Genomic DNA, 25,572 nt, shown 5'->3' with positions numbered 1-25,572 from the left:
GACTTGGGAGATCAAAAACTAATTTGGAAATATCCGCAACAGGTTTCGCCTTGTATTCCAATAGGAATGCTTGACAAAAGTGGATTCGCAAAGACAAACGTTGGTGGCAAGCATAACAGACATTCACTAAATAAAAGATGATAGTATAAAATGACAAATATTTATCCGAAAGACTATTTCAGAGAACTCAACAACAAAGTTGAAAGAGCAACTTGTTTTATCATGATGCCTTTTGACCCTAAATTTAATGTCGTAAATGACACTATTAGAAGTACGCTTCAATCCCCTGAACTTAATTTTATCTGTAATAGAGCGGATGATATTAGAGAACCACATATTGTCGAGACGATATTAAAAAGCATTTGGAGAGCAGAATACATTATTGCCGACTTGACAGACAGAAATCCAAATGTATTTTATGAGCTTGGTATTGCTCATTGCACAAAGGATATTGATAAAGTTATAATATTAACTCAAAACATGGAAACAATTCCTTTTGACTTAAGGCAATTTCGTTGTATAGTTTATGATCAATCAAGTGTAGGATTAATGAAGCTTCAGAAAGAGTTAATTAAAACATTTGAAGCAGTTGCCAAACATACTTTCCGATTTAAAGTAAAAGAAGGAAGAACTTTATCATTTGAAAAGAAATTAGCAGGAAAAGACCGAAATTTTTATCAACTCAATTTCGAGGTTCCACATATTGGATATGGAGCTGTTAAATTACTCATCCATTTCAATCAAATTCGTATAGACAGAGAACCAGATAAAAAAGAGGCACAATTTCTTTTTTTGTCAGAAGAAAAATCCACGGAAAGTATTCACAATATTCCTTGGTCAGTTTCCTTATTAAATATTGACGAACAAAACAAAGAAGCGATGTTATCAATAGAAATAGATTAAAATGCCAAACTGTAAAATATTTTAAAATATGGGAGAATTTTCAAAACGAATAGGTGATGTTGGTGAGGATATCGTTAAAGATTTCCTTGCTTTAATCGGCTGGATTAACCCAGTTAGAAATTTTGACATCCCCAGCATTGACCCTGAGAAGCATGAAAAAGATTCTCACGGAATTGATGCTTATTTTCATTACAAAAGTCCGACTATATCAAAAACTCTAGAGAATATTCTCATTTCAATAAAATACAGCAAGGACAAGTATCCTAATGCACCAGTTGAAAAATTTAAATCACATTATCGGGACCTAGGAATGGCTATCGAATCATTCAAGAAGTCAGAACTAAGGGCAAAGAACATTAATAGCCGTTCAGATATTGAAGCAGTTTTTGACAGAGGTATAATTTTCTGGCTAAACAATGTTGATGATGATTCATTCGATTTGCTTGAAAGACTTTCAAAATTAGAAGCTCCTAAGGACTTCAATCACGATGGAATATTCCTAATAGACAACAAAAAGATTGAATTTTTCTTTAATGCCATTGAATTTGTAAAACGCAAATTCCCAGGTAAAGAAATAGATTTTACTTATTTCAGCACAGGGCTAAACAACGATAATGAAACACCAAAAAACGGTAGTGTAATGCCAATTCAATATTTGGGTTCAAACATTCTCCCCATAAGGGTTCAAACAGAAAATGAAAGAAATACTTTAATTCTTATTTCAAGAGAAAACTTTGAAGAAGAAGAATTAATAAAGCTTATAGGGCTTGCTAAAAATATCACAGCAAATTATCAATCAAATACAATTATAGCCTTCCCTGATTACAATCGACTACAACACGAACAACTTGTAGATAATGCAAAATTAATTGTAGAGGAATCATCCTTCACAAAAACTCTTACTGTTGAGAATTTCAATCCAAATTTTAGAAACTGATGGAAAAGATTCAAGAAAATATAAATAGGTTCTTACCTTTTGGCGAATCCCTTAGAGCTATTTTGCAACATGATTCAATAAAGGATAGAGAGCGGAGACAACTTCTAAGAATGAAAGGAATTTTTGTAAATAGCTCTGATGAGGAGAGCACATTTCCAATTCTACTAACTTCATTATTGAGTCCAAATGAATTTGAATTTTTAAAAGATAGACTTCAAGCTAAAGAAGATAGAGATAAAACAATTACAAGAACTCTTGAATGGGAAACTCCGAAAACTCTCATCTCCGCGATTCCAGACAATTTTAATGTTCAAGAAATAATAAAAACGACTTTTCCAAAGTATAAGGTAATTGGTAATCCTAACTTCAAAATGGTTGACAAGGATCCCAATAAAATATCTTTAGAATTCAAGTGCGAAACCAATAATTACAGCAAGCCTTGGTTCAGAGGCAAGAATGAATTTAAAGGCAGTGTAACACTTGAAAAAGTCACTACAAAGGACAATAAAGTTCAACTTCAAATCATACACACTTCACCAGAAACAACCGATATAGCTGAAAAAGTCTCCAAAAATTTGGAAAGTCATTTCAAGGCAAATAATTATATGAATCCCAAAAAAGAAATTCAACGGATTCTAAATCGAGATTTCAGCAATGAAGAACGGATTCAGTTTTTACTTAGTATGACCGAGGGAAATGATGTCTTTACATACACAAAGGCTACTTTTCTTGACATTGGACCTGACCCATCAGAAACATTGCATAGTGACATAAGGTGGCTGGAATTAGCAAAAGTTAGAGAACTTAATATAAACGGGGAGAAACTTCATGAATTACCATTTCTGAAAGATAAGAACCTGCATAAGTATATGGAGTTATCAGAAATGGAAGTTATTTATGATTTCCAATTAACATCTGTAGAAGGAAGTTGTATAATTAGATTTGGCTTTAGTGGTTACGATTTTAAGAAACGAATTGGCAACATTGAGTTTATGGTTGACATTCCTAAAATCTATCCTAAAGAGGAATATGCAACTATCCCTATCCATTCCATTCGCACTCAACTATTTAAAGAGTTTGAAAAATACAAAACAGAAAAATATGAGTGGTGTAAACTTCAGAATCTTAGTAAACAATATACTCCAGCTCAATGACAACTTTAGATTTTACTCAAGCAGGTCTTCAGAATTTAATTACTCATCATGTTGGCAATAAACTAAGAGATGAAAATATTAAACTTACAGATGAACCTTCAGCCTACTCTGATGAAACAAAAGATTTTTTGTTACGATATTTCTTATTACCAATTAAATCAGAGGAGTTTTATGAGTTTACTCACACCATAAAACTCGAAATGAATGACGTTTATTCAATAGTTAAGAATGTGTTTAATGAGACAAAGGAATTCATAACTCATTCTAAAGACCTGGCAAAACTACTTTATGAAAATTCTATGCACCCGAAAATTAAAGGAGGTGAACTCAATATAGCCTACTTTACAAATGTTGTTTTAGATGATGAAATTGTAGATGCAATTGGAATATACAAGTCAGAAACTGATGTTCCTTTTTTGAAAATGAAAATTGGAAAATCAAATTACAGCATCAATCATGAATTTGGTTTTGAGATAAAAGGAGTAGATAAAGGCTGCATTATTTTTAACACCAATCAGGGAACGGGTTTCAAGGTTTTAGTCATTGATAATTCAAATAAATCTGTAGAAGCACAATATTGGAAAGATGATTTTTTGAAATTAAAACCAATTGCAAATGAGTTTCATCAAACAAACCAATTTTTGGGCATTACTAAGAAGTTTGTAACCAAACAACTTGACGAAGAATTTGAAGTAAGCAAAGCCGATAAAATTGACTTACTAAACCGTTCTGTTGAATATTTCAAGACACACGAAACCTTTGACAAGAAAGAATTTGAGGAAGAAGTTTTTCAAGATTCAGGCATCATAAATTCATTCCGCAACTTCGACAGTACTTACAGACAAGAAAACGAAATAGAAATTACAGACAGTTTCGACATTTCACCACAAGCAGTAAAAAAACAGACAAGAGTTTTTAAAAGCGTTTTAAAGTTGGACAAGAACTTTCACATTTACATTCATGGCAATAGAGACATGATTGAGCAAGGAATTGACCAAGACGGACGCAAATACTATAAAATTTACTATGACAAAGAGAATTAAATGACTGAGAAAAATACCGATATAAATAGAATGCCAGCCACCAATCGAGTAGACGGCCCCTACTGGGAGTAGAAAAGCCAGTTAGGACTAGGTGTAGTTTGCAACCCCTACAGGGAGTAGAAAACCTGCATTGGACTAGGTGTAGTTTGCAACTACACCTTTATATACAAACAAATTTGCAATTTGCTTAGGATACTAGGATTGAAGGAATTTAGCCAAATTTAAATTGGTGAGAATATATAGGTGAAGTTTGCAACTTCACCCAACTCATACATAAAAATGATTGATAATGAAACGATTATTGGCCCAATTTGGGTAAACTATAAACTTGAATACAAATATTTCTAATTTAAAAAACCCTATAAAAGAATGAAACAATTAATTTTTTGTCTACTTATTTTTTCCTTCTTGAATCTCCAAGCCCAAGAAATTCCAAAAGAGAACCTTCCTGACTCAGTTACGGTCAATTTTAATTTTTCCCCATTTAGAAAAACCCCTGATACTACAGGTGAAGTCATTTCTCGTTTAAAAATTGGCACCAAAGCTCGCCTATTGGATATTGAAAAGGACCATGTTAAAGTTAGGATCAATAATGAGATTGGATATATCAGCCAGGCATTTATTGATAAACCTTCGCCATTAAAGGAGTATTTTGACCAGTACAAAATTTTCATCGCAGAGCAGGAAAAGCAAAGAAAAATTCGAGAACAAGAGATTAAAGATTCCATTTACCAAGAAAATCTAAAAGTCCAAGATGCTAAACTTAAGGCGTACAGAGAGGCTAGAAAAAAGGAATTAATCAAAAAATATGGACCAACTAGCGGTGAGAAAGTTTTTAATAAACTTATCTGGATTGGAATGACTGAGGAGATGCTGCTTGACAGCTGGGGAAGTCCAAATGATATCAATCGAACGGTTACATCCTCTTTGGTAAGAAAACAATATGTTTATTCTGGCGGAAGGTATGTGTATGTTGAGAATGGAAAGGTAGTAGCATGGCAGGACTGATCCCCTCAGGAAGTTGAAAAGACAGTTAGGATTATACGTAGCTCCCTTCTAAGAGTAGAATTTCAAGTTTTGACTAAGTAAGCAACTAATAATAAGCTAAAGCCAAAATAAATCACATTAAATTGAAAACCTAAAATCAAGAAATAAATTAAAGTTATGAAAAAGTTGATTTTACTCCTTTTCCTTTTTTTAAAACTAAGTATTGGAATATCTCAAATAAATACCCCAGATAAACTTCCAGATTCAGTAGCATGTAATTTAACAAATGCCCCTATTAGACCATTACCCGACCCAGCTTCAGAAATTATTGGGAAAATCCCAAAAGGAGCATATTTAAAGGTAATTGATTATTATGAAAAATATCTGAAAGTAAGATATGATACTATTGAAGGGTACATTAGCTACACATTTGTTAAAAGCTATTCGCCAGAATTCAGAGAATACTATGAATATGCAAAAGCAATAGACGAAAAAGATTTAAAAGAAATCATAGAATCCAAAAACCAAGAAAGATTAGAAAATCTGACTCAAAGATTCGGAAAGTCGGCTGCAGAAAAGATTTTTAAGAAAAGTATTTGGATTGGTATGACAGAGGAAATGCTTTTAGAGAGTTGGGGAAATCCTATAGACATCAACAGAACTGTACTTAGAAATTTGGTGAAAAAACAATATGTATATCCTAATTATAAATATGTATACTTAGAAAATGGTAAAGTAACCGCATGGCAAGACTAATTATATTTAATTTGCTATTTCTCCCCTTCTGGGAGTAGAAAAGCATGTTAGGACTAGGCGTAGTTTGCAACTACGCCATTCTATCAAAATGAATTTGTAATTCTCTAATTCCTGAAGTTCCGATAATGCAAAAAATCTATTTCATAAGTACAGTCCATAAGGATATTGGAAAATGCAATGGATATGAATTGCATAAGATTTTATCCAATCTTAGTCCTGAGGTAGTATTCTTGGAGGCTCTGGAATCTACTTATTCCGAATATGATCGGATGAAATTTCTCTCTTTCGGAATATTTCACAAAAAACTGGAGATCATGTCAATTCAGAAATATTTCTTAGAAAGTACATTTAAATACATACCTGTTCTTGATATTGGCCATTCGGAAGAATTTGAAAAGAAATATGATTTCGTATGCCAAAATTTTGAACATCAAAGGCTTTTGAACAAGTTGAATTCTTTAGCATCTGATCTTGGATTTTCCTTTCTAAACAGTCCCCAAGCCATGGAACTCGAAGATGAATTGAGAAAATTAGAGGAGCAAATTTTTAATAATCCTGAGGAACAGAAAAAAGTAGAAGATCATATTGATGATTATGAAAACAATATGATCAAAAACATCTACTCCTACTGCAGAGAAAATCATTTTAACAAAGCTGTTTTCATGTGTGGAGTGGCTCATAGAAAATCCATGTTGCAAAAAATAGCTGAATACGAAGAAGCAACGGACTTAAAACTTGATTGGAAATTTCCAACCGAGTTTTAGCCTTCATCCCCCTGCTGGGAGTAGAAAAGCTGCATTGGACTAGGCGTAGTTTGACTCCCCTACAACCCGGCCTCTCGCTAAAAAGCTTTACTAAAGCTTTTCTAACGCTCGATCCTGCCTTTCTATTCAAACAAATTTATAATTTGCTTAGGACACTAGGAATGAAGGAATTTAGCCAATTGAAAATTGGCAAGGATAGAAGAGCGTAGTTGCAAACTACGCTCAGCGCCCAATTGAACCTCAATGGTACTGAGGTAAATCAAAACCTGAAAAGAGGGATTTAGCCTGTTGCATCCCGTTAGCTATCGGAACGGTAAGAATACTAGCGCGTAGTTGCAAAGTACGCTCAGCCTCAAATCGAACCTCAAGGGTACTGAGGTGAATCAAAACCTGAAAAGAGGCCAAGATTTATAACTCAAAAAGAGCCGATCTATAAAAACCAGTTGTTAAGCAAGAAGTCCCCCCCCACTGGGGAGGGCTATCCTGACATCTACCATTTTTTTTCAAAGAACGCACCTCTAGTAACATTCTATAACCGCCTTACCAACTCTACCCGACGGTTTTCAGCTTTTCCTTTATCGGTCATATTCGTGGTCTTGGGTGAAGTAGGTCCTGCTCCCCAAGGCAATAAGCGACTTTTGCTGATGCTGTACTTTTCTACCAAGAAAGACACTACAGCCTCTGCCCTATCCTTCGAGAGTTGCATGTTGGTTTCAAATCCTCCTGTATCATCTGTATGTCCAACGATGTAAAGGTTAACTTTGGGATTAGCAGTCAGGTATTCTGATACAGCCTTCAATTCCGCCTCGGATTCAGGTTTGATAGTGGATTTTCCTATATCAAAAAGGATCCCATACAGGGCGATCTTCCCTTCTTTATCCAGTTGATCTTTCAGTACAGTGGCATTTACTTTGACTAGACCCGTTTCCATGGGCTTACTTTCGATTATTTCAAAGAGGATTTTATTCGGATAGGCATCGTACTGAGGATTGATAGCGATCTCCAGGTAATAATCCATTTCTTCCGTAGGAAATTTTGCCAGAAGGTAGCGTTGGTCCTGATGGAAACTTTCAAATGGAAAATAATGGTCTGTCGCTTTACCGGTACGTGCATTATTTCCATAGAGGGTAGCAAAGAATCGGGCGTTGTACCAAGCATCCGTGCCGTCACACTTCCCCCCTGCACACTGAAAGAGGATTTCCCCTCCGATGGCAGAGATCGCCTGTTCAAAATTGCGCATGATTTCCACGCTTGTTCTACTATCGGGTGCCTCATAGACGATGGAGGTATGTTTTCCTTTGAGCACCATGCGCTCTGCCGGTGGTGCTTCTGAAGCTCCTGGCTTGATGGCTGCCTCCACTTCATTGTAATCTCGTTGGAAATAATTGATGATTTTGCTGTCCGGAAAGCGCTCGATCAGAGGATGATCTTTGGCACCGGAAATATCCTGAGCTAAGCCCATTCCTGAGATCAGAAATGATACAAAAATTAAGCATGTCTTTTTCATAGGGATGTTTTTGATAGTTCACTGTCTGCCAGCATTAGCCGGCAGACAATTTGGCGTTCAGATTCACAAAATTTCAAGTTGGAAAGTGACCGTGAGCTTACCAGAGCCATGGGTAAAGGTCAATTTACCCTTGCCGGGGTTGCCACCTTGAACATACTTTGACACCTCATTCAGAGGAATGGTGATTGTCTCTTTGCCCAAAATATCTGAGGAGCTGATGGTATCGTAGTCTTTCAACTCCACTGTCAATACAATTTTGGAATTGCGAAGTGTAGTGGCTTCAGCACTGGAGGCTGGAAACGGCATATCAAAGGTGATCTGCTTGCCAATCGGATAGCTAACACCTACTTTCATATCGGTTTTGATATAGTTTTTTGGCAAAATTTCCCAAAAACGTCCATACCTGTCTGAATAGGTGACATCGAAGGGGTTGACTTGTTTTCCGCTTGCATCAAAGGCCCGGCACCAGGCAATTCCAAAAAGCTCATATCCTGCATAGATCCCTTCAGGACCATCATCTACCGAATGTACTTCGATATCCAACAATTTCAATCGGTAGCGTCTGGTCGTATTAGCCGTGTGTGTCCCTGTCGAAAGCTGGGTGGCTGATAAAGGAGAGGTGCTGGATTGAGCTATCCCGGTTTTGACAGCCTTGGTACCTGTCCATTTTTCTTTTCCCACAGTGGTACCCCAGCCCCAAAGTCCCTCGAAGCTGTCATCTTTTATTTTGAAGGAGAAAGTGCCTTTGCTTCCATTATTGGTAAAGGTACCTTCGAGTATGCCACCGTTTTTGACCGTAGCATTGATCGTTCCGATGTTTCTGTAGGTTCCAGTGACTTGATTCCCGTCTTGTTTGAGAAAAATCTCTCCGTAGGTAGTATTCCACTTGCCAGACCAGAGAGCTTTCTTCAGGTCTGCCGGCACGGTGCGATTTTTATCCTCTCCATTCCATGCTCCACTGTTGAGTGATGTACCCCAGCCATATTTTCCTGTAAATTTCCTTTTGTAATATCGGTCCTCAGTGAAGATCCACTCAAAGCTCCCCTTATCATTGTTATTATAGAATGTACCTTTTACCGTTTTTGTGTTTCCCAGAGTGTAGGTCACTTCCCCTAGCAGGGTTCCTTTACTTCCATAGTCACCGTAGATGACATCATTTTCCTGAACAATCTTAATTTCACCGAAAGAGGTGCTATACGTGCCTGTAAGCCCATTCTGGGCAAAAAGGTTGCCTGATAGCCAGCACAGTATGAATAGAGTTATTAATTTATTTTTCATCAATTTTTGAATAAAATGTTTCTAGGATTTTTTAAGTCTTATCTAAAAAAGGCCTGTCCCCCTGAGGATCCTTTAGTAAGTTTTTGATTTGAAACTGCCCAGATTTTGGACGCCCTGCAGGTTGACGATGTAGCTGTTTTTCTGATCTACTCTGGTCCAATACTCCCCTGTCCAAGTGGTATTCTTGTTGGGGTTGGATGTTTTGCCATCTAGGGAGAATTTTTTGTCCCCGATGTAGAAGTATCCTGAGGCCAGACTGTTGAGGTCAGGTTTCAGTTGGGCTGAAAATGCCTTCCCATCTTCGAAAGTCCCCGTCAACTGCAGGCCCCGTTGTTTAATGCTGAGTTTTCTGGTTCTGACCTTTTCTGTAGATGCCTGAGGAATATGGAAGACATACTCACCTGTCCAAAAATGACTTTCCAGTTGGGGTTTGGTCTTACTACTCAAGCTGCCTTTCCATTCCCCCTGATTTTGAGCCTGACCCATCCACCACCATTTCCCGGTGAAAGATTTGCCATCGGCAGAAAGGACAAAGGAAAACTGACCGATCTTTCCTCGATTGGTAAACTCGCCTCTGATTCTGTTCTGTCCATCTACAGCGGCATCTATGACGCCTAGTTTAGCATAGTCACCATAGATGCGATTGCCATCCTGCTGCAGATGAAGGGAACCAAAAGTAGTGTTCCAGCTACCTTCCCAAGGATTGGATTGGGCAAAAATTTGCCCCATACAGGCTAGCCAAAGCCCGCAGACTACTGTGAATGTTTTCATGATTCGGAGATTTAGTCGGTTAGGTTATTCCAGGTTTTGAATGTTCCGGAGACGTGATAGTCCTGCTTGCCATCTGTGAAAACCCCTTCAAAACTCCCCTCCATATCTACATAGCCGTCGGTCACTCCAAGAGTAGCTTGAGTTACCTTCCCTTCTTTGCTTTTGATTCTTGTGATATTAATAGTTGCTTCTTTGGCTTCAAGCGATGCAAATTCCCCATCGAGCATTTGGGAGATGTTGATATGACTTTTGTAGATACCACGCACCTCGCCTATGGAATAGTTTCCTGGTTGATCCCCATGAAAGGCAATCTTGAAGTTCTTTAGTCCTACCGGAAAGGAAAGGTGCACATGCCTGAATTTTACTCCCTGATCATCTTCCTGATTGGCAAAACTGGCAAATACGGATTCCTGAGGCCCTGTGCGGGTAGTTTCGAAGGTCTTGCCGTCGGAAAGTCGCTCAATGGAAAGGGTAAAGTAATCTTCCCCTGATTCCACTTTGGCAGTCCCCGAACTAAAGGAAACATCATCTGTATTTTTTGAAGTGCAGCCCAGCACTAGCAGTGCCAGGATAGTGAGTTGAAATATTCTTTTCATGGCTTATTGGATTGAAGGGAAGGAATAATTTGAAGTAGAGACTGTGACAGGCTGAGTGTGGATGTCCAGCACTTTGATGGTGACGGCATCTCCCTTTTTCTTACTGCGTGTTTTGATTTCCAGGGCCATCCCTTTTTCATCATCGCCCATACCTTTGAGGATATCTGTATTTCCAAAAAGGTTTCCGAGGTTTTCGGCCAAGGCACTCATTTTCAGATCCAATTCCTGAGTGTACCAAGCCTGAAACTGCATCTCCTCGTCTTCCCCAACCACCTCATAGCAAGTGTACCCAAGAATTTCCTTGGTATTTCCCGTTTTTTGGAAAGTCATGGGTTGAGAATCCATATCCTCTTCTGCTGCATCTTTCATCAATCCAGACATGAAATCCAGCGAAATGGCCATCCCGGATCCATTCTCTTCATTTAAAATCAAAGAAGACCGATTTTCAAAATCCACGATTGTCTTATTGGATGTCTGAGGAAGCGTGGTCATCATTGCTTTTTCTCCATAAAACTGGCTCATCTGCTGTCGCTCGATCTTCTGATCTGTACTGCTAAACTCCATGACAACCTCGGTATGGAAGTGATACTCCTCATCGTAAGAGGCCCGAGTCCCACTCATCATGCCTTCCAGCATAGCCATGGGGTCTTGGTCTCCGTTTGATTCTTTGTTTCCTCCACGCAATAGCGCAAATGGGGCATCCAAAACCTTATCGGCTACCTGATCGGTTTTTTCGACCACTTTTTCCTCTGTCTTTCGCTGCACAGTCTCTTCAGCAGCCATTTTCACCCGCTCTTTTAGCGATTTGATAAACTGGGCTTCAGCGCTGTGAATGAGCAAGACAGTTCCGACTACCAGTAGTATAGACCTTTTCATAGTTATCGGATTTGAAATTTGAATGGAATGACTCTGGGGTATTTGTTGAGCGACTCGCTCAGGCTCTCATCCTTGATCTGCATCTGAATCTGCAGCTCATAGCTTCCCGGACTCAAACCGTCCAAGATGTTTCCGGGAAACAGGATATTGCCCGGGAAGAAAATGTTCCCAGGAAAAAGGGTGTCCTTCACCGGATTGGAGACAAAGACCTCTTCACCTTTTCTCAGAATTTTGGACTGCAAGACCACCGGGATGCCTTCCGGGTACTTTTTTGCCCATTCTTTTTCTTCAAATTCCAAGCGATAGCCAATTAGGTTCCCTTCATCCCAGTTTACCAGAAACTTTTGCGGGTCTTTTTGAAAAGCTTGTAGCGCTTTTGAGTTGATCTCATCCTTGATCAGAACCTGGGCATGTAGTTTATTGCCCAGTTGGAATAGGGCAATTAGCCCGATGATTAGGTATTTCTTCATGACAGTAAAATTTAATTTTTGATGACCCTACCCGACTTTTGCCAGGCAGATTTGCATTCATTTTGAGATTGATTTGGTTTTGAAAAAGTCGACTTTCAGGAGGGGGTAGGGCAAAAAAGAAAAAGGTAAACCCTGATACTGAAAAAAATTTTCCTTTTTTTAAGGGTTTACTTTTTCTCCCTTTTAAGTACCCCTTTTTGTATGAATGCTAGCCAACGGTTAATCCTTGCTTTCCAAACAAATCATGATGCTGGAATCAGACCTTTTTACCAAGCTGTAAAAGAGCGATTTCTAAAAATATATCGAGGAAAACTGGATCGAGATTCCCTGCAGGATGTCTATCAGGAGGCTTTTGTCAGACTATATGAAGCTGCACTCAAAGGCAAACTGGATGCTGTAAGCGGTGATCTGGATGGCTACCTTCTCGGGATCTGCCGACACCTGGTAGCAGGTAAACTCGGGCAGCTTATTCAGCACCGAACAGAAGAATGGAATCCTGATATCCATGCAGAAGCCTTGGAATGGGAAGAATTGGAGGAGGAAGATGAGCGGGAAAGACAGCTCGGAAGTGCCTTTGAAAAGCTTGGTGAGCAATGCCGAAAAATCCTGCAAGCCTTCTATTACCTGGGATGGGACATGGCCAGGATCAGCAAAGAGATGAATTATCCCAATGCTGAAACAGCAAAAAGTCAAAAGTATCGCTGCATGCAGCATCTAAAAAAACAAATGAAATAATATGAGTCAACCTGATTTTGCTGCTATGCTGCCAGACTACCTGATGGGAAGACTGGACCCAAAAACCAAGGCGGAATTGGAACAAGCCTTATCCCAATCCGAAACGCTGAGAATGCAGCTAGAAGATGAAAAACGGCTCCGCCGAATGATTCATCGGCAATCAAGAGAGGAGCTTCGCATCCGAGTCCGAAATCTTGATCAGGAGACTGCTTCCAGCAAATGGAAAACTTGGGTAGCAGCTGCCATGATTCCTCTTCTTTTGGGACTGGGATATCTATTCTGGACACAATCCGCTCAGAAGCCAGCTACAGACTACCTTAGCTATTTTGAATCCTACCCCAATACGGTATTGCCTTTTGTAAGAGGAGAGGAAAAAGAAGACCCGGCTTGGGAGGCATTTATGGCCTATGAAAACCGAGAATTTGCAAAAGCTGCCGAGCTTTTTGATCAACTCAATGAAACTGAGTCCAAAGATGAGTGGGTATTTTACGAGGCCATGTCAAATATGGAATTGCAGGATTGGGACAATTCAATCAAACTGCTGGAAAATCACTCTTGGACTTCGGAGGAGAAAGGATCCTTTGGAGATGTCAAAGATTGGTATCTGGCACTGGCTTTACTCTATTCTGGAAAAAAGGAAGAAGCTCAGCAGCAACTCAGAAACCTATTCCTGCGACAAGGCTATGAATACATCAATGCCGGTAAGCTTTTGGAACAATTGGAAAAGGAAGCCCCAAACAAATGAGAAAGTATAGAAAAGTAAACGGCCTTCTGTTTGGTATTTTTCTTTGTCTAAATGGTGGAAAAGCAATTGGCCAAAGCGCAGAAGAAGATACGCTACTCCTACTGAAATATGACTCAATAGGCTATGAGCTATACCAACAGAATCAAATTGAAGAATCCAACGCATACCTAAAAAAGATCATCGAAATCGCGGAAAGGCAAAGCTGGTTTGATGTCTGGGCAGAGTATATGCTCAATCTGCGGATCATTGAATCATTTGCTGGCAACTATGCTGTAGCGAACGAAATTTTTCTGGAATTGAAGGAAAAAGAAAATTCCGGATTGCTTCAGGATGAAGAAATAAGGCAACAAATCTACATGCATTATGCCGTTTTTCTTCATGAATATGGAGATCTCGAGGGAGCTCAGGATCAATTGGATCAGCTACAGCAACTGAAGAACAAACTGGGGATCTCCACCAAAGAACTCACCGTCACAGGACTACTGGCTGTCAAAACCGGACAGTACACCAAAGCCATTCAACTGGCAAATGAAGAACTCAAAAACCATGAACTCCGGAAAACCAACTACCCGGGTCCTCAGGAGCATTTTGAGTTTCGTAAGGTCGCTTTACAGAAAAATCTGGGACAGGTATACTTAGCTGCCGGACTTTTTGTTCCTGCCAAATCTTGGTTGGAAAAGTCCCAAACTGGATTCCAAATGCTCCATCCAGACTTCAAGCCCAAAGCCTTAGAGCAGAGTATTTTAGGTTCTATTTCTGACCTTTCAGCAAAGAGGGGAGACCTGACCTCTGCCAAAAGTAGTCAACTGAACCGAATCGAAATCCTGGAATCAGACAACCAAATTAATCTGGTCGAACGCATCAAAGCTTACACTGCGATGATTAGGATCACTACAGACCTAGGGGAATGGGATGAGGCTCAAAAATGGGTGGAAAAGGCCAATTCCCAAATCCTAGCCAAATCACTCCACACTTCCGATTTTCCGGGATTTTTGGCCGCAAACCTGGCATTACTTCAGGAATCGGGAAAAGAAAAAGAAGCTAAAGAAGTGATCCAGAATATCTTAAATCAAGCAGTCCTTCCACTACCAAAAGATCCTCGGGGTCAGGCTGAGCTGCTACTGGAGATTGCCAAGCAAGGTTCTCCCCAAGAATCCTTGGAACTATGGATGGACTTTTATGATTTTCTAGTTGATATCTCCCAGCGGCTTGGTATAAGTTTTCTTCCACCCATGGAAGACCTCATCCAAGTGGCAAATTCACTAAGCATTGAGGCAATGCATACCGCCTTTGATCAAAGTCGTGATGAAAAATTTTGGGTGGCAGCACTGAAAGTGATCGAGTTCAATTTAGCTTTTGAATCAAATACCGTACTCATTCCCGAATCCAGTCAATTGGATTTTGGTATAGACAGGAGGATAATCAAAAAAGAAAAAGAACTAAGGTCGAAGATTCTCCTGCAACAATATATTCTTAAAAGTACCCCAAGCAAAGAAAACGAGACTGCTCTTTTGGAGCTATTCTTCCAGCAGGATTCGTTGAATCAGATGATTTTAAAGAAATTCCCAGAATACTACAGATTTAGATATTCTTTTGGGAAAGAGGATCTGAGTAAGCTCACCCAATGGAAGGGAAACTTCCTGACCTACTTCTATGACGAAAGGTTCATCTACAGGATTGGAAAGAATGAAGAAACGATATTTTTCGACCCGGTTCCCATTCAGAATTTTGATCAAAATCTGGTTGATTTCAGCCTAGCCTTGTCTTCTCCCGACAACAACAGAAAACATTTGATCCTTGGAGCCAACCTATATCCAAGTCTAATTGGAAACCTGATGAATGGAGCATCTGCTTTTATGCTCATTCCTTATGGAAAAATTCAGATGATTCCATTTCATGCACTAAACTCCAATCCACAGGGAGATTATTTAGTGGCAAAGCACCGAGTTTCATATCAACCTACAATCGGAAGTCTATTAAAGCAAAGTACGAGTACGACCCGAATTCTTCCTCCTACCCTTCAGGTATTTGCACCCTTTTACTCCAATGATCCAGGTGCTTTGTCTCGCAGAGAATCAGGCAACCTCCCTGGAACTAGCGCTGAGGTGGACAACTTGTCCAAATCGTTTAAAATTAATGCCTTCACAGGCACTTTAGCAGAAAAAAAACAATTCATCAGCATTGCTCAATCCGAAAAGGTGATTCATCTGGCCACACATGCCTTTTATCCGGGGGAACGGGAAACACCCTCTTGGATAGCTTTTGACCAAAACGATTCGACAAAAAACCTCTATTCCTACGAAATCTACAACCTGCATATCCCCTTGGACTTCTTGGGATTGAGCGCCTGTAAAACAGGGTTTGGACACTTCGAGACCGGAAGAGGTGTCCAAAGTCTAGGCAATGCTTTTTCTTTTGCAGGAGTGAAAAGTCTGGTGATGAGTCTTTGGGATGTGAATGATCAAAGCACTTCCGAACTGATGGATTATTTCTATGAAGAATTGGGTAAAGGCCTTGAAAAAGATGAGGCACTGCAATTGGCCCAGCTTAGGTATCTTGAAAACAACAAAGGACTACGAACCCACCCTTATTATTGGGCTGGATTTATTGTTCAAGGCGAAAACACCCCCCTATCCTTACATGGCATAGCTATTTACCTCGCAATAGGCTGCGGCATCTTCTTGGTTTTGATCTGGTTTGTAAGGAAAAGAGTCCGAAAATAAAATTCATTTACTTCTTCACCACCCCAAAACACTGCTTCGCTATCTCCAATTCCTCATTGGTAGGGATCACCCAGATTTGGACTTTGGAATCGGGAGATTGGATAGCCCGAGGACCGGAATTGGGGAGTTTGTTTTTCTCCGGATCGAGTTGGATGCCTAGGAAATCCAGTTGGGTGCAGACCAGGCTTCGGGTTCTTTGGTCATTTTCCCCTACTCCTCCGGTAAAGACAATCGCATCCAGCCCGTTCATCGCCGCAGCGAAGGAACCGATATACTTTTTGATCCGATAGGCGTAGAGTTCGTAGGCCAGAATAGCCTCAGGTTCGCCCGCTTCGTACCGCTTGCCGATATCCCGCATATCGCTGAATCCGGTCAGGCCCAGCATCCCGCTTTTCTTATTGAGAATCGTATTCACTTCATCGAGCGTGTAGCCCAGTTCCTTGACCAGGTGAAAAATCACGCTTTGGTCGATATCTCCGGCCCGGGTACCCATTATCAGCCCATTCATTGGCCCCAAGCCCATGCTGGTATCCACGCATTTCCCATCCTGAATCGCCGTCATGCTGCAGCCATTGCCCAAGTGAATGGTGATGATTTTGGAATGGGTCTTTCCCAACAGTTGGATCGCCTGCTCGGAGACGTACTTGTGGCTGGTGCCATGAAATCCATAGGAGCGGATTCCTTCCTTTTCATACAGTTCATTCGGAATGGCCATGCGATAGGCCACCGCAGGCATGGTCTGATGAAAGGCTGTATCGAACACCGCTACCTGTTGGGCTTGGGGAAAAATCTGCTCCGCCACCTCGATTCCGAGAAAATTGGCCGGATTGTGCAGGGGAGCCAAGGGAAAGAGTTCTTTGATTTTGGCTTTGACTTCGGGAGTAATCACTTGGGTTGAGGCAAACTTTTCTCCCCCATGCACCACCCGATGCCCTACGACTTCCACTTCTGAAGGGCTGTCAATCACCCCGACTTCTGAATCAGTCAGGAGTTGGGCTACCTGCTGCAAACCCACCGCATGCGTAGGAACCGGCATTTCCAGTACCTTTTTCACTTCTCCGCTCGGCAGAAAGGCTTTGTGTTCCACTTTGGCTCCCTCCAAACCGATCCGATCCACGAGCCCGGAGCATTTGACCTGCATTTCAGGCATGGAAATGAGTTGGTACTTAATCGAGCTCGAGCCGGAATTGATGACGAAGATGTTCATGGTTGAAAAGACGGGAGACGGAAGACCGGTGTCAGATGCTTCGACAAGCTCAGCACAAGTGTTCAATGTTTCGTGAGCCGCAGCCTACGTCTCCGATGAAGGGTAAGTGAATAGTTTGAGATTATTAAGTTTAAATCTGTAAATGAGGGTTGGAGTTCAATTGAATCTCGTAAATCAAAATTCGTAAATCGTAAATACTTTGATAATTGGTAATTGCGCCTTGGTCATTGCTCATTGGTAATTGAAAATTGCTCATTGCTCATTGCTCTTGCGCCTGTATCGCCGTGATCACCACCGTATTGAAGATATCAATCACCGTGCAACCCCGGCTTAGGTCATTGACCGGTTTATTCAGGCCTTGTAGCATCGGACCGATGGCGATAGCGCCTGTTTCCCGCTGCACGGCTTTGTAGGTATTGTTTCCGGTATTCAGATCCGGGAAGATCAGGACACTCGCCTGCCCGGCCACTTCGGAGTTGGGCAATTTGCTTTTTCCCACGATTGGATCTACGGCCGCATCATATTGGATCGGCCCCTCCACCTTGAGGTCAGGACGCCGGACTTTCACCAACTCGGTGGCTTTTCGGACTTTTTCCACTTCCTCCCCTTCTCCCGAAGTCCCGGAAGAGTAGGAAAGCATGGCGATTTTGGGTTCGATGCCAAACATCCTAGCCGACTCCGCCGAGGAGATCGCGATATCCGCCAACTGCTCGGAAGTGGGGTTGGGCACGACTGCACAATCCCCGAAAACTGAAACCCGATTGGGCAAACACATAAAAAAGACCGAGGAAACCGTATTCACTCCCGGCTTGGTCTTCACAAACTGCAAGGCCGGACGGATGGTATGTTGGGTGGTATGCACCGCCCCGGAGACCATCCCGTCTGCATCTCCCCGGAAGACCATCATGGTCCCGAAATAAGACACGTCCTGCATCAGATCCCGAGCCATCTCCAGCGTGATTCCTTTGTTTTTCCTCAGTTCGAAAAGCGTCTGAGCATAGGTCTCGTACCGATCGGAAGCCAAGGGACTTTCGATCGCTATGGAATTCAGGTCCAAAGACAAATTCAGCCTTTTGATTCCCAACTCGATAGACTCCCGATTGCCCAAAAGGGTCAATTTGACCACGCCCTGCTTGATCAACTGATCTGCCGCCATCAAAATCCGGTCATCCTCGCCCTCGGGAAGGACAATGTGCTTGATGGAGGATTTGGCCCGCTTGACCAACTGGTATTGGAACATTCTCGGAGTAAGCACCTCTGAATGGAAACCGATCAGCTTTTCTGTTAGCGCCTTTTCATCTATGGCTTCTTCAAAAAGCCGGACGGCAATGGCGATTTTCTCCTTGTCCTCCGCGGCGATTCTTGCCTTGATATTGCTCACCTCAGTGACCACCTCAAAGGTCGCTTCCTCCACCTGAAGGATAGGCACCACCGTCTCCAAACCCTCAATCAGCTGCACAATGGAATCCTCGGGAAGCATGCCTCCGGAAAGAATCAGCCCGGATATTTTCCCGAAATTCTTAGAAATATTGGCCTGCAAGGCTCCGATGATGATATCTCCCCGATCACCCGGAGTGATCACCAAGGTATTGTTTTCCACCCGCTGAAGGAAATTCCTCAGCTGCATGGCTCCGACGATGGTATGGTCTACCCGATTGGTGAGGAGCTTTTCTCCTAAAATCACCTTGGCCCCCATGGAATCCTTGATCTCCTCCATGGTAGGATTGCTCAGCTCCATATGGGAAGGAATGGTGCTGATCAGAATATCTCTGGACAAAACCTCCTGTAATCGGGCTTTGATTTCTTCTTCTTTTCCGCGTTCTACCTTATTGGCTACCAAAGTCAGCACCTGCACCCCTTCGGCCAAGAAGGAATTAACTGTGGCGATGGCCTGCTCGACGATCTGCATCACGGTCTTGTGGGCACAGTTGACGATAATCACCGCGGGAATCCCCAGGTTTTTGGCTACCGACACGTTCCCGTCAAACTCCAGATTGGTCGCTATCCCTGCAAAATCCGTCCCCTCCACGACCACAAAGTCAGAGCTCTCCCGGATGCGCTGAAACTTGTCGATAATCGTATCGATCAGCGCTGCCTCATTCTTTCGGTTGATCTCCTTGAAAGCCCTTTCGATGGTGAAGGCAAACATATCCTCATAGGGCAGAGCGAGCTTAAAGTGCTGCTTGATCAGCTCAAGTCGCCGATCCCGATGATCCTTCTGAACGGTGATGATGGGCTTGAAATAGGCGATTTTGTCGGTTTTGGAAGCCAAAAGGTTAACCAGGCCGAGGGCAAATATGGATTTCCCTGAAAATGGCTCTGTAGTGGTGAGGTAAACTGCGTTGGTCATAATGAAAAGCTGATTGGGAACTCTATGCTAACAAAAGTCCGGAAAACTTCTCCCGAAAAGCCTGATCAAAATCAGGTTCTGAAAGGAAAAATATCCGAATAAATCCCGAAAAGCTTCCAAATTTCAAGCTTCCAGTTGCAGGGTTTCCTGCTTCTTGTCATTTTAGCCAAAGATGAACCAAACACCCCCTCACCTTTCCCGCCAACTCGGGCTGTTGGGCCTGGCTGCAACAGGAATCTGCTCCATGATCGGAGCCTCGATCTACGTGGTGCCCTTTATGATCCAGCGAAATGTACCGGGAATCGGCCCCTACGTGCTTCCTGCCTTTCTCTTTGCAGCGATTCCGGCGGTATTTGCGGCCTTGGCCTATACGATTTTGGCTTCTGCCATGCCCAGAGCGGGAGGATCCTATCTCTATGCCAGCCGGGCAATCCATCCCTATTTTGGTTTTGCGGCCAGCTTTTCCCAGTGGTTTGGGCTGTCCATCGTCATTGGGGTCATCGCTTATGTAGTAGTGCCCTTCTTTCGGGATGTGGCGCAGGCCTTGGGATGGTCTGATTTTGCGGATTTCCTGGAAATCGGAAGCGTCCGGGTTTTGCTTTCTCTTGCCCTACTTTGGGCTTTTGTGGGGATCAATATTTTGGGAGTCAAGTTTTATGAAAAAACTCTAATCCCTCTGATGCTATTGATGTTTGGCCTGGGAGCCATTGTGATTGTTTGCGGTTTGGCTTACGAGCAAAGTGATTTTCTTTTTGCCCTTCAGGAAAAAGACCAACAAACCCAAGACCTATATCCCGGCACTTTCCACTGGAAAACCTTCCTCTCGGCCGCAGCCTTGCTTTTTTCCAGCTTTATCGGCTTTGATGCCATTGCTCAGGCAGGAGGAGAGGCGAAAAATCCGGAGAAAAACCTCCCCCGAGCTATTGGTTTGGCCATTTTCGGAGTGGGCTTATTCTATTTTGCCTTCACCTACGCCGTGTATCATACCGTGCCTTGGCAGTTTGTGGCGGAGGAATCCCTCAAAAAGGACCTCACGGCAGCTGGATTGCTCAGCTATGTTTTGCCTTCGGGCTTGGGCGTTTTGATCCTTTTGGGAGCAGCCATTGCCCTCTTGAACGATCTTCCGGCCATGATACTTTCGGTTTCCAGACTGGTCTTTTCCTGGGCAGAGGATGGCATTTTCCCTTCCCGACTTTCGGCAGTTCATCCGAAATACCAAAGCCCCTATCTGGCCATTTTGCTCAGCGGGCTGGTTTCTACGTTGGGGATTTTGGGAAGCCATTTCGCCGGAGACTTCTTTCTCGGCATAGACATTATGGTCACCTCCATGCTGGTCAATTTCCTACTGATGTGCCTTTCCCTGCTTTTCTTCCCGAAGGTGAACCCCACTCTGTACGAACGGATTATTGTGCTCAAAAGCCCATTCCTTCAGCGAATGGTGGGCTTTGCCGGGGTAATCTTCCTGAGTGGATTTTTGATCATCCATATCGTCAAAGACTTACAAACTCCGCTTTCGGAATGGTACTTTCACTCCACCTGGATTTGGCTTTTGGTGATGGCCTTGGCCACCCTGTATTTCATTTTCCGCTGGAAAAACAAATTTTCCCAAAACCCTGAGCTCAAAAATCAATTTTCCCAATTACCCCCTGAATAAGATGTCAATTTCAAAAACGATAGAACTTGCCCCCGGACTGAGCATTTCCCGAGCATTGATCGGCCTTTGGCAAATCGCAGATATGGAGCGGGATGGCAAAAAAGTGGACCCGGTTCCCGCTGCCCAAGCCATGAAATCCTACGTGGATGCCGGCTTTCATACCTTTGACATGGCGGATCATTATGGGTCAGCAGAGGAAATTTCAGGGGTTTTTCGAAAAACCTACGGGCAAGACCTAGCCCAACACTTCACCAAATGGGTGCCTTCTCCTGGCAATCTGAGCAAGGCCCAAGTTCGGGAAGCCGTACAAACGGCATTATCCCGAATGCAGTCTGAGCGGATCGATTTGATGCAGTTTCATGCCTGGCAATATGCCCATCCGGGCTGGCTGGATGCGCTTTTTTGGCTTCAGGAACTCAAGGAAGAAGGCCTGATCGGGCATTTGGGGTTGACCAATTTTGACACAGCTCATCTGAATATCGTCCTCAATTCCGGCATTGAAGTCGTTTCCAATCAGGTTTGCTATTCCCTTTTGGATCAGCGGGCTGCCGGAGAGATGACCGCTCTCTGCCAAAAGCACGGAGTCAAACTCCTGGCCTTTGGGACGCTAGCCGGAGGATTTTTGTCCGAAAAATGGCTGGGGAAATCCGAACCCAAGCTGGATGAATCCCTGACCTGGTCTCAGATGAAGAACAAGCGATACATTGATTCGGCTGGGGGTTGGGAGCGCTACCAGCAGCTCTTGCAGGTTCTCCAGCCCATTGCAAAAGCAAAAGGAGTCAGCATTTCCACCTTGGCGAGTCATTTTATCATGACCCGACCTGCTGTGGGAGGAGTAATCATCGGCGCGAGGCTGGGCCAAAGTCAACATCTGGAAGAGAATCAGCAGCTTTTCTCCTTTTCCCTAAGTGAAAACGAGGAGGCCGCTATCCAAAAAGCTTTGACCGAACTCCAGAAAATCCCCGGAGATTGCGGAGATGAATACCGAAAACCGCCCTTCCTGACTGCTTCAGGGGATCTGAGTCATCATTTGGATAGCTTTCCAGTCCCTTATCCTACCAAGGCAGGTTCGGACGGAAGGACCAAGGCTCTGAGCGGTACGATTTGGGAAGATATCGCAGGATTTAGCCGGGCAGTGAAGAAAGGCAACCGGATTTTGGTCTCCGGCACCACGGCCACGCATGGTTCTAGGGCCATTGGAGGAAAAGATCCTGCTGCCCAGACTAATTTCATTCTGGATAAGATCGAAGGTGCGATTCTTTCTTTGGGAGGAAAAATGGAGGATGTGGTGCGCACGAGGATTTTTATCCGAAATGTAGATCAATGGGAACCGATTTCACGAGCTCACGGGAAGCGGTTTGGAGAAATCCAACCTGCCAACACCATGGTCAGGGCAGATTTGATCGGAGATGAGTATTTGGTAGAAATTGAGGCGGAAGCTGTCGTAGAATAAGCCAAGGTTCGGGTTTTTACCGACAAAATAGTCTAACTAGCAGCAAAGCATTTCCTTTCCTCAAGATGAAAAAAATCCACACCCAAACCTTCAAAACTCCCTTTGGGGACCTGATTCTTGGGGCTTTCGACAATCAGCTTTGCCTCTGCGACTGGAAGTACAGAAAAATGCGAAAATCCATCGATGCAAGGATTCAGGCAGGGTTAAATGCCGAGTTTGTCGAAGGAGATTCTCCTGTATTTGCAGATGCTATCAATCAGCTTAAGGAGTATTTTGAGGGAAAAAGAAAAACCTTTGACCTGCCTCTCCTTCCGGTAGGCACTCCTTTTCAAAACCAAGTGTGGAAGGCCCTGCTTCAGATACCCTTTGGAAAGACCGCGTCCTATTTGGAACTCAGTCAGCAATTGGGAAATCCGGATGCGATCCGGGCCGTGGCTTCTGCCAATGGGGCGAATGCGATTTCGATTATCATCCCCTGCCACCGAATTATCGGATCGGATGGCAGTCTGGTCGGCTATGCGGGAGGTCTTGATGCCAAGAAAAAACTGCTGCTTCTGGAAGGAGTAAAAGCATCCGCGGACAAAAACCAAATCGCGCTCTTTTAGCTCTGAAGTATCCACCGCTTCTTCTTTTTTACTATCTTTTTCATGGTTTTAACCTTTTAATCTAATTCTATACAATCATGAAAAATCTTATTTTCTTTCTCTTTATCCTGGTGATCGGCACAGGCAGCCTCCAAGCTCAGGATAAAATCGACCTGACAGGCACTTGGGTCGTGGATGTGAATACGGATATGGGAAGCGGGGCGCCGACTTTTGTCCTCAAGCAGGAAGGCGAAAACATTACCGGAACCTACACCGGAAGTTTGGGAGATGCTCCGGTAACTGGAACTCTCAAAGGCGATGTACTTCACCTTGAGTTTTCGATCCAAGGCAATAAAATCACCTATGACGGAACTGCGACCGCACAGGAAATCAAGGGTTCGGTGGACTTGGCAGGAATGGCCACAGGGACATTTCAGGGAAAAAGAAAATAAACCTTAACCACCGAGACCATGAAATACATATTGATCCTTTTTTTGGGACTCTTTAGCCAAATCGGCTTGGCTCAATCCACAGAAGAAATTGAAAAGGCTGTCCAAAAAATGAAAGTAGCTATGCTGGAAAGTGATGCAGCTACTCTAGCAGAGCTTACTTCCCCGGCGCTGAGCTATGGGCATTCTGGAGGCACTATTGAGACCCAAAGTGAATTTCTTGAAGTATTCTCCTCGAAAAGCGCAGATTATCAGCGATGGGACATGTCAGACCTCTTTATTGTGATTCATAACAAAACTACCGCTATTGTCCGGCATGAAGTGGATGCGGACATCGAAAGCAATGGCACCCTCAATAACCTCAAACTGGGAGTGATGATGGTTTGGGTAAAGGAAAAGGGAAAGTGGAAGCTCTTGGGCCGCCAAGCCTTTCGAAGGCCGTAAAAAATTGTTGAGATTCTTCATTAATTCTTTTTACCCAATTTTCCCATTTACTTCATGGCTAATCGGAAATTAGCCGTTACAAACGATTATTTGATTTAAAAACGAAAATTAGGTCAGTCCGAGCGGAGTCGAGGACCTTTCGACTCCGCTCAAGGTGACCAGCTTTACTATTTATACAGGTTTTTTCACTATTAAAACCTTCTAAACTTTTGGGAAATATTAATTCCAGCCCTTTCTCCCCCATCTTCCTCCTCCAATAAAATAACCCAAGGTAAAGCCAAAATACCTGTTGGTGGCTTCACCTACAATGTCTCCATCAAAGTTTTGAAGATCAGAATTGGGAACAAAGTTGTATTCCAGACCCGCCCGAAACTTACCCACCTCTACCCCGGCTCGGACCATTGGTGCCCAGGCAAAAGAAGCTTTCAACTCATCCAACTGCTCCCAATCGGAGTCTCGACTGTCCACATCCAGATTGCTCAAAACATAGTAGCCAAATCCCGCTCCTACATAGGGTGCCACCCGTGAATTCTCCCGATTGAAGTAGTAATTGGCTGTGGCGGAGAAGGAGAAATTGGCGCCAAGCTCCCCGTCATAGTCATCAGGGATTTCGTAGTAAGTGACATCTTTGGCCATCCCCACTGCGGCAAATCGCATCCCGAGAGCCAGATTGTCTTTTACCAAAATCTGGGGCTCCAAATTGACCAAGGCTCCGATTCCACCTCCACCTGGAGCAGCAGCACCCAAATCCATCTGGAACCGAAAAGAATCTGCCCGCTGGGCAAAAGCAACTTGCACTGTGGCAAAGAAGATGACGAGAATGAATAATCGTTTCATAGTGTTTGATTTTTAAGTCTGACAGCCAACTAGCCTGATTTAAAGGCTGGTCAGACTGTCTCAGGTTTAGTTTTCAGGTATAGGACAATTCAGAAGGATTTTACCCCTATGCCCAAGTGAAAAAAAATATCAATAACCTTGGTGCACCTCAAATTGACCCTAGTTTGGAAGTCAGACTGACTCGTCCTAAAAATAGTTTACAGGTTATTGTTTAAATCCTGATACTGATTGACTATTTCTGTTAGTCCTTTTATTGGTTTACAAGTGTACGGTTTTTGGGGTAATAGTTTTTCCACAATCGATCTGTTTTTTGATTGGTTTGATGGATTTCTTCAGGAGTTTTGTTTCC

The 25,572-nt window shown here is 42.8% G+C and carries 24 protein-coding genes; 15 read left to right on the top strand and 9 right to left on the bottom strand.

The features are described 5' to 3' along the window. Positions 1-150 precede the first annotated feature (150 nt). The 7 genes from AAA938_RS02265 (at position 151) to AAA938_RS02235 (ending at position 6,544) form a co-directional block, all read left to right on the top strand. Complete coding sequence (locus AAA938_RS02265; protein WP_338226996.1) at positions 151-903, top strand: hypothetical protein; 753 nt, start codon at positions 151-153, stop codon at positions 901-903. Between the two features lie 28 nt (positions 904-931). After that, the gene (gene gapS4a / locus AAA938_RS02260) at positions 932-1,840 is read left to right on the top strand and encodes a GapS4a family protein (protein ID WP_338226995.1); all 909 of its coding nucleotides are present in this window, start codon (positions 932-934) and stop codon (positions 1,838-1,840) included. Beyond that, entirely contained in the window at positions 1,840-2,994 is a 1,155-nt protein-coding gene (gene gapS4b, locus AAA938_RS02255; RefSeq protein ID WP_338226994.1) for a GapS4b family protein, read from the top strand. Before gapS4a ends, gapS4b begins: the two co-directional genes overlap by 1 nt. Then, on the top strand, positions 2,991-4,037 hold the full coding sequence (locus AAA938_RS02250; RefSeq protein ID WP_338226993.1) for a nucleoid-associated protein: 1,047 nt from the start codon (positions 2,991-2,993) through the stop codon (positions 4,035-4,037). Before gapS4b ends, AAA938_RS02250 begins: the two co-directional genes overlap by 4 nt. Before the next feature lie 369 nt (positions 4,038-4,406). Next, entirely contained in the window at positions 4,407-5,045 is a 639-nt protein-coding gene (locus AAA938_RS02245; protein ID WP_338226992.1) for an SH3 domain-containing protein, read from the top strand. A gap of 156 nt (positions 5,046-5,201) precedes the next feature. Then, entirely contained in the window at positions 5,202-5,780 is a 579-nt protein-coding gene (locus tag AAA938_RS02240) for an SH3 domain-containing protein (protein ID WP_338226991.1), read from the top strand. A gap of 314 nt (positions 5,781-6,094) precedes the next feature. Then, on the top strand, positions 6,095-6,544 hold the full coding sequence (locus tag AAA938_RS02235) for a hypothetical protein (protein WP_338226990.1): 450 nt from the start codon (positions 6,095-6,097) through the stop codon (positions 6,542-6,544). A gap of 529 nt (positions 6,545-7,073) precedes the next feature. Here the strand turns inward: AAA938_RS02235 and AAA938_RS02230 are convergent. From AAA938_RS02230 to AAA938_RS02205, 6 genes are all read right to left on the bottom strand, one after another. Continuing rightward, positions 7,074-8,051: an OmpA family protein gene (locus tag AAA938_RS02230; protein ID WP_338226989.1), complete on the bottom strand. Its 978-nt coding sequence runs from the start codon at positions 8,049-8,051 to the stop codon at positions 7,074-7,076. A gap of 63 nt (positions 8,052-8,114) precedes the next feature. Beyond that, positions 8,115-9,329: a hypothetical protein gene (locus AAA938_RS02225; RefSeq protein WP_338226988.1), complete on the bottom strand. Its 1,215-nt coding sequence runs from the start codon at positions 9,327-9,329 to the stop codon at positions 8,115-8,117. 72 nt (positions 9,330-9,401) lie between these two features. After that, on the bottom strand, positions 9,402-10,100 hold the full coding sequence (locus AAA938_RS02220; RefSeq protein ID WP_338226987.1) for a hypothetical protein: 699 nt from the start codon (positions 10,098-10,100) through the stop codon (positions 9,402-9,404). An 11-nt stretch (positions 10,101-10,111) separates the two neighbouring features. Continuing rightward, the gene (locus tag AAA938_RS02215; protein ID WP_338226986.1) at positions 10,112-10,696 is read right to left on the bottom strand and encodes a hypothetical protein; all 585 of its coding nucleotides are present in this window, start codon (positions 10,694-10,696) and stop codon (positions 10,112-10,114) included. Positions 10,697-10,699: 3 nt separating this feature from the next. After that, positions 10,700-11,572 carry a DUF4412 domain-containing protein gene (locus AAA938_RS02210; protein WP_338226985.1) on the bottom strand — a complete coding sequence of 291 codons (873 nt, stop codon included), beginning with the start codon at positions 11,570-11,572 and terminating at the stop codon, positions 10,700-10,702. A 2-nt stretch (positions 11,573-11,574) separates the two neighbouring features. After that, entirely contained in the window at positions 11,575-12,042 is a 468-nt protein-coding gene (locus AAA938_RS02205) for a hypothetical protein (protein WP_338226984.1), read from the bottom strand. 201 nt (positions 12,043-12,243) lie between these two features. On the opposite strand from AAA938_RS02205, the gene AAA938_RS02200 reads away from it, so the two are divergent. From AAA938_RS02200 to AAA938_RS02190, 3 genes are read left to right on the top strand one after another with little or no spacing between them, the layout of a single operon-like run. Then, entirely contained in the window at positions 12,244-12,777 is a 534-nt protein-coding gene (locus AAA938_RS02200) for an RNA polymerase sigma factor (RefSeq protein WP_338226983.1), read from the top strand. Position 12,778: 1 nt separating this feature from the next. After that, a complete protein-coding gene (locus AAA938_RS02195) occupies positions 12,779-13,522 on the top strand; it encodes a hypothetical protein (RefSeq protein WP_338226982.1) in 744 nt (247 codons plus the stop codon). Beyond that, on the top strand, positions 13,519-16,245 hold the full coding sequence (locus AAA938_RS02190) for a CHAT domain-containing protein (protein WP_338226981.1): 2,727 nt from the start codon (positions 13,519-13,521) through the stop codon (positions 16,243-16,245). Before AAA938_RS02195 ends, AAA938_RS02190 begins: the two co-directional genes overlap by 4 nt. A gap of 7 nt (positions 16,246-16,252) precedes the next feature. Here the strand turns inward: AAA938_RS02190 and AAA938_RS02185 are convergent, their stop codons facing one another. Together AAA938_RS02185 and pta are read right to left on the bottom strand one after the other, a co-directional pair. Then, positions 16,253-17,452, bottom strand: a complete 1,200-nt coding sequence (locus AAA938_RS02185) for an acetate/propionate family kinase (RefSeq protein WP_338226980.1) — start codon at positions 17,450-17,452, stop codon at positions 16,253-16,255. A gap of 259 nt (positions 17,453-17,711) precedes the next feature. Next, complete coding sequence (pta, locus tag AAA938_RS02180; protein WP_338226979.1) at positions 17,712-19,802, bottom strand: phosphate acetyltransferase; 2,091 nt, start codon at positions 19,800-19,802, stop codon at positions 17,712-17,714. Positions 19,803-19,974: 172 nt separating this feature from the next. Between pta and AAA938_RS02175 the strand changes: the two genes are divergently transcribed. The 5 genes from AAA938_RS02175 (at position 19,975) to AAA938_RS02155 (ending at position 24,386) form a co-directional block, all read left to right on the top strand. Then, positions 19,975-21,456, top strand: coding sequence for an APC family permease (locus AAA938_RS02175; RefSeq protein ID WP_338226978.1), 1,482 nt, complete (start codon positions 19,975-19,977; stop codon positions 21,454-21,456). A gap of 1 nt (position 21,457) precedes the next feature. Continuing rightward, the gene (locus AAA938_RS02170) at positions 21,458-22,909 is read left to right on the top strand and encodes an aldo/keto reductase (RefSeq protein ID WP_338226977.1); all 1,452 of its coding nucleotides are present in this window, start codon (positions 21,458-21,460) and stop codon (positions 22,907-22,909) included. A 65-nt stretch (positions 22,910-22,974) separates the two neighbouring features. Continuing rightward, complete coding sequence (locus AAA938_RS02165) at positions 22,975-23,514, top strand: methylated-DNA--[protein]-cysteine S-methyltransferase (protein ID WP_338226976.1); 540 nt, start codon at positions 22,975-22,977, stop codon at positions 23,512-23,514. Between the two features lie 77 nt (positions 23,515-23,591). Next, positions 23,592-23,945: a lipocalin/fatty acid-binding family protein gene (locus AAA938_RS02160; RefSeq protein ID WP_338226975.1), complete on the top strand. Its 354-nt coding sequence runs from the start codon at positions 23,592-23,594 to the stop codon at positions 23,943-23,945. An 18-nt stretch (positions 23,946-23,963) separates the two neighbouring features. Next, a complete protein-coding gene (locus tag AAA938_RS02155; protein ID WP_338226974.1) occupies positions 23,964-24,386 on the top strand; it encodes a nuclear transport factor 2 family protein in 423 nt (140 codons plus the stop codon). Positions 24,387-24,605: 219 nt separating this feature from the next. On the opposite strand, the gene AAA938_RS02150 is transcribed toward AAA938_RS02155, so the two are convergent. Continuing rightward, entirely contained in the window at positions 24,606-25,223 is a 618-nt protein-coding gene (locus AAA938_RS02150) for an OmpW family outer membrane protein (protein ID WP_338226973.1), read from the bottom strand. Positions 25,224-25,572: the final 349 nt, after the last annotated feature.

This window comes from Algoriphagus taiwanensis, from assembly GCF_036245645.1.
Taxonomy (GTDB): Bacteria; Bacteroidota; Bacteroidia; order Cytophagales; family Cyclobacteriaceae; genus Algoriphagus; species Algoriphagus taiwanensis.
This window is presented reverse-complemented; position numbering and strand designations above follow the sequence as displayed.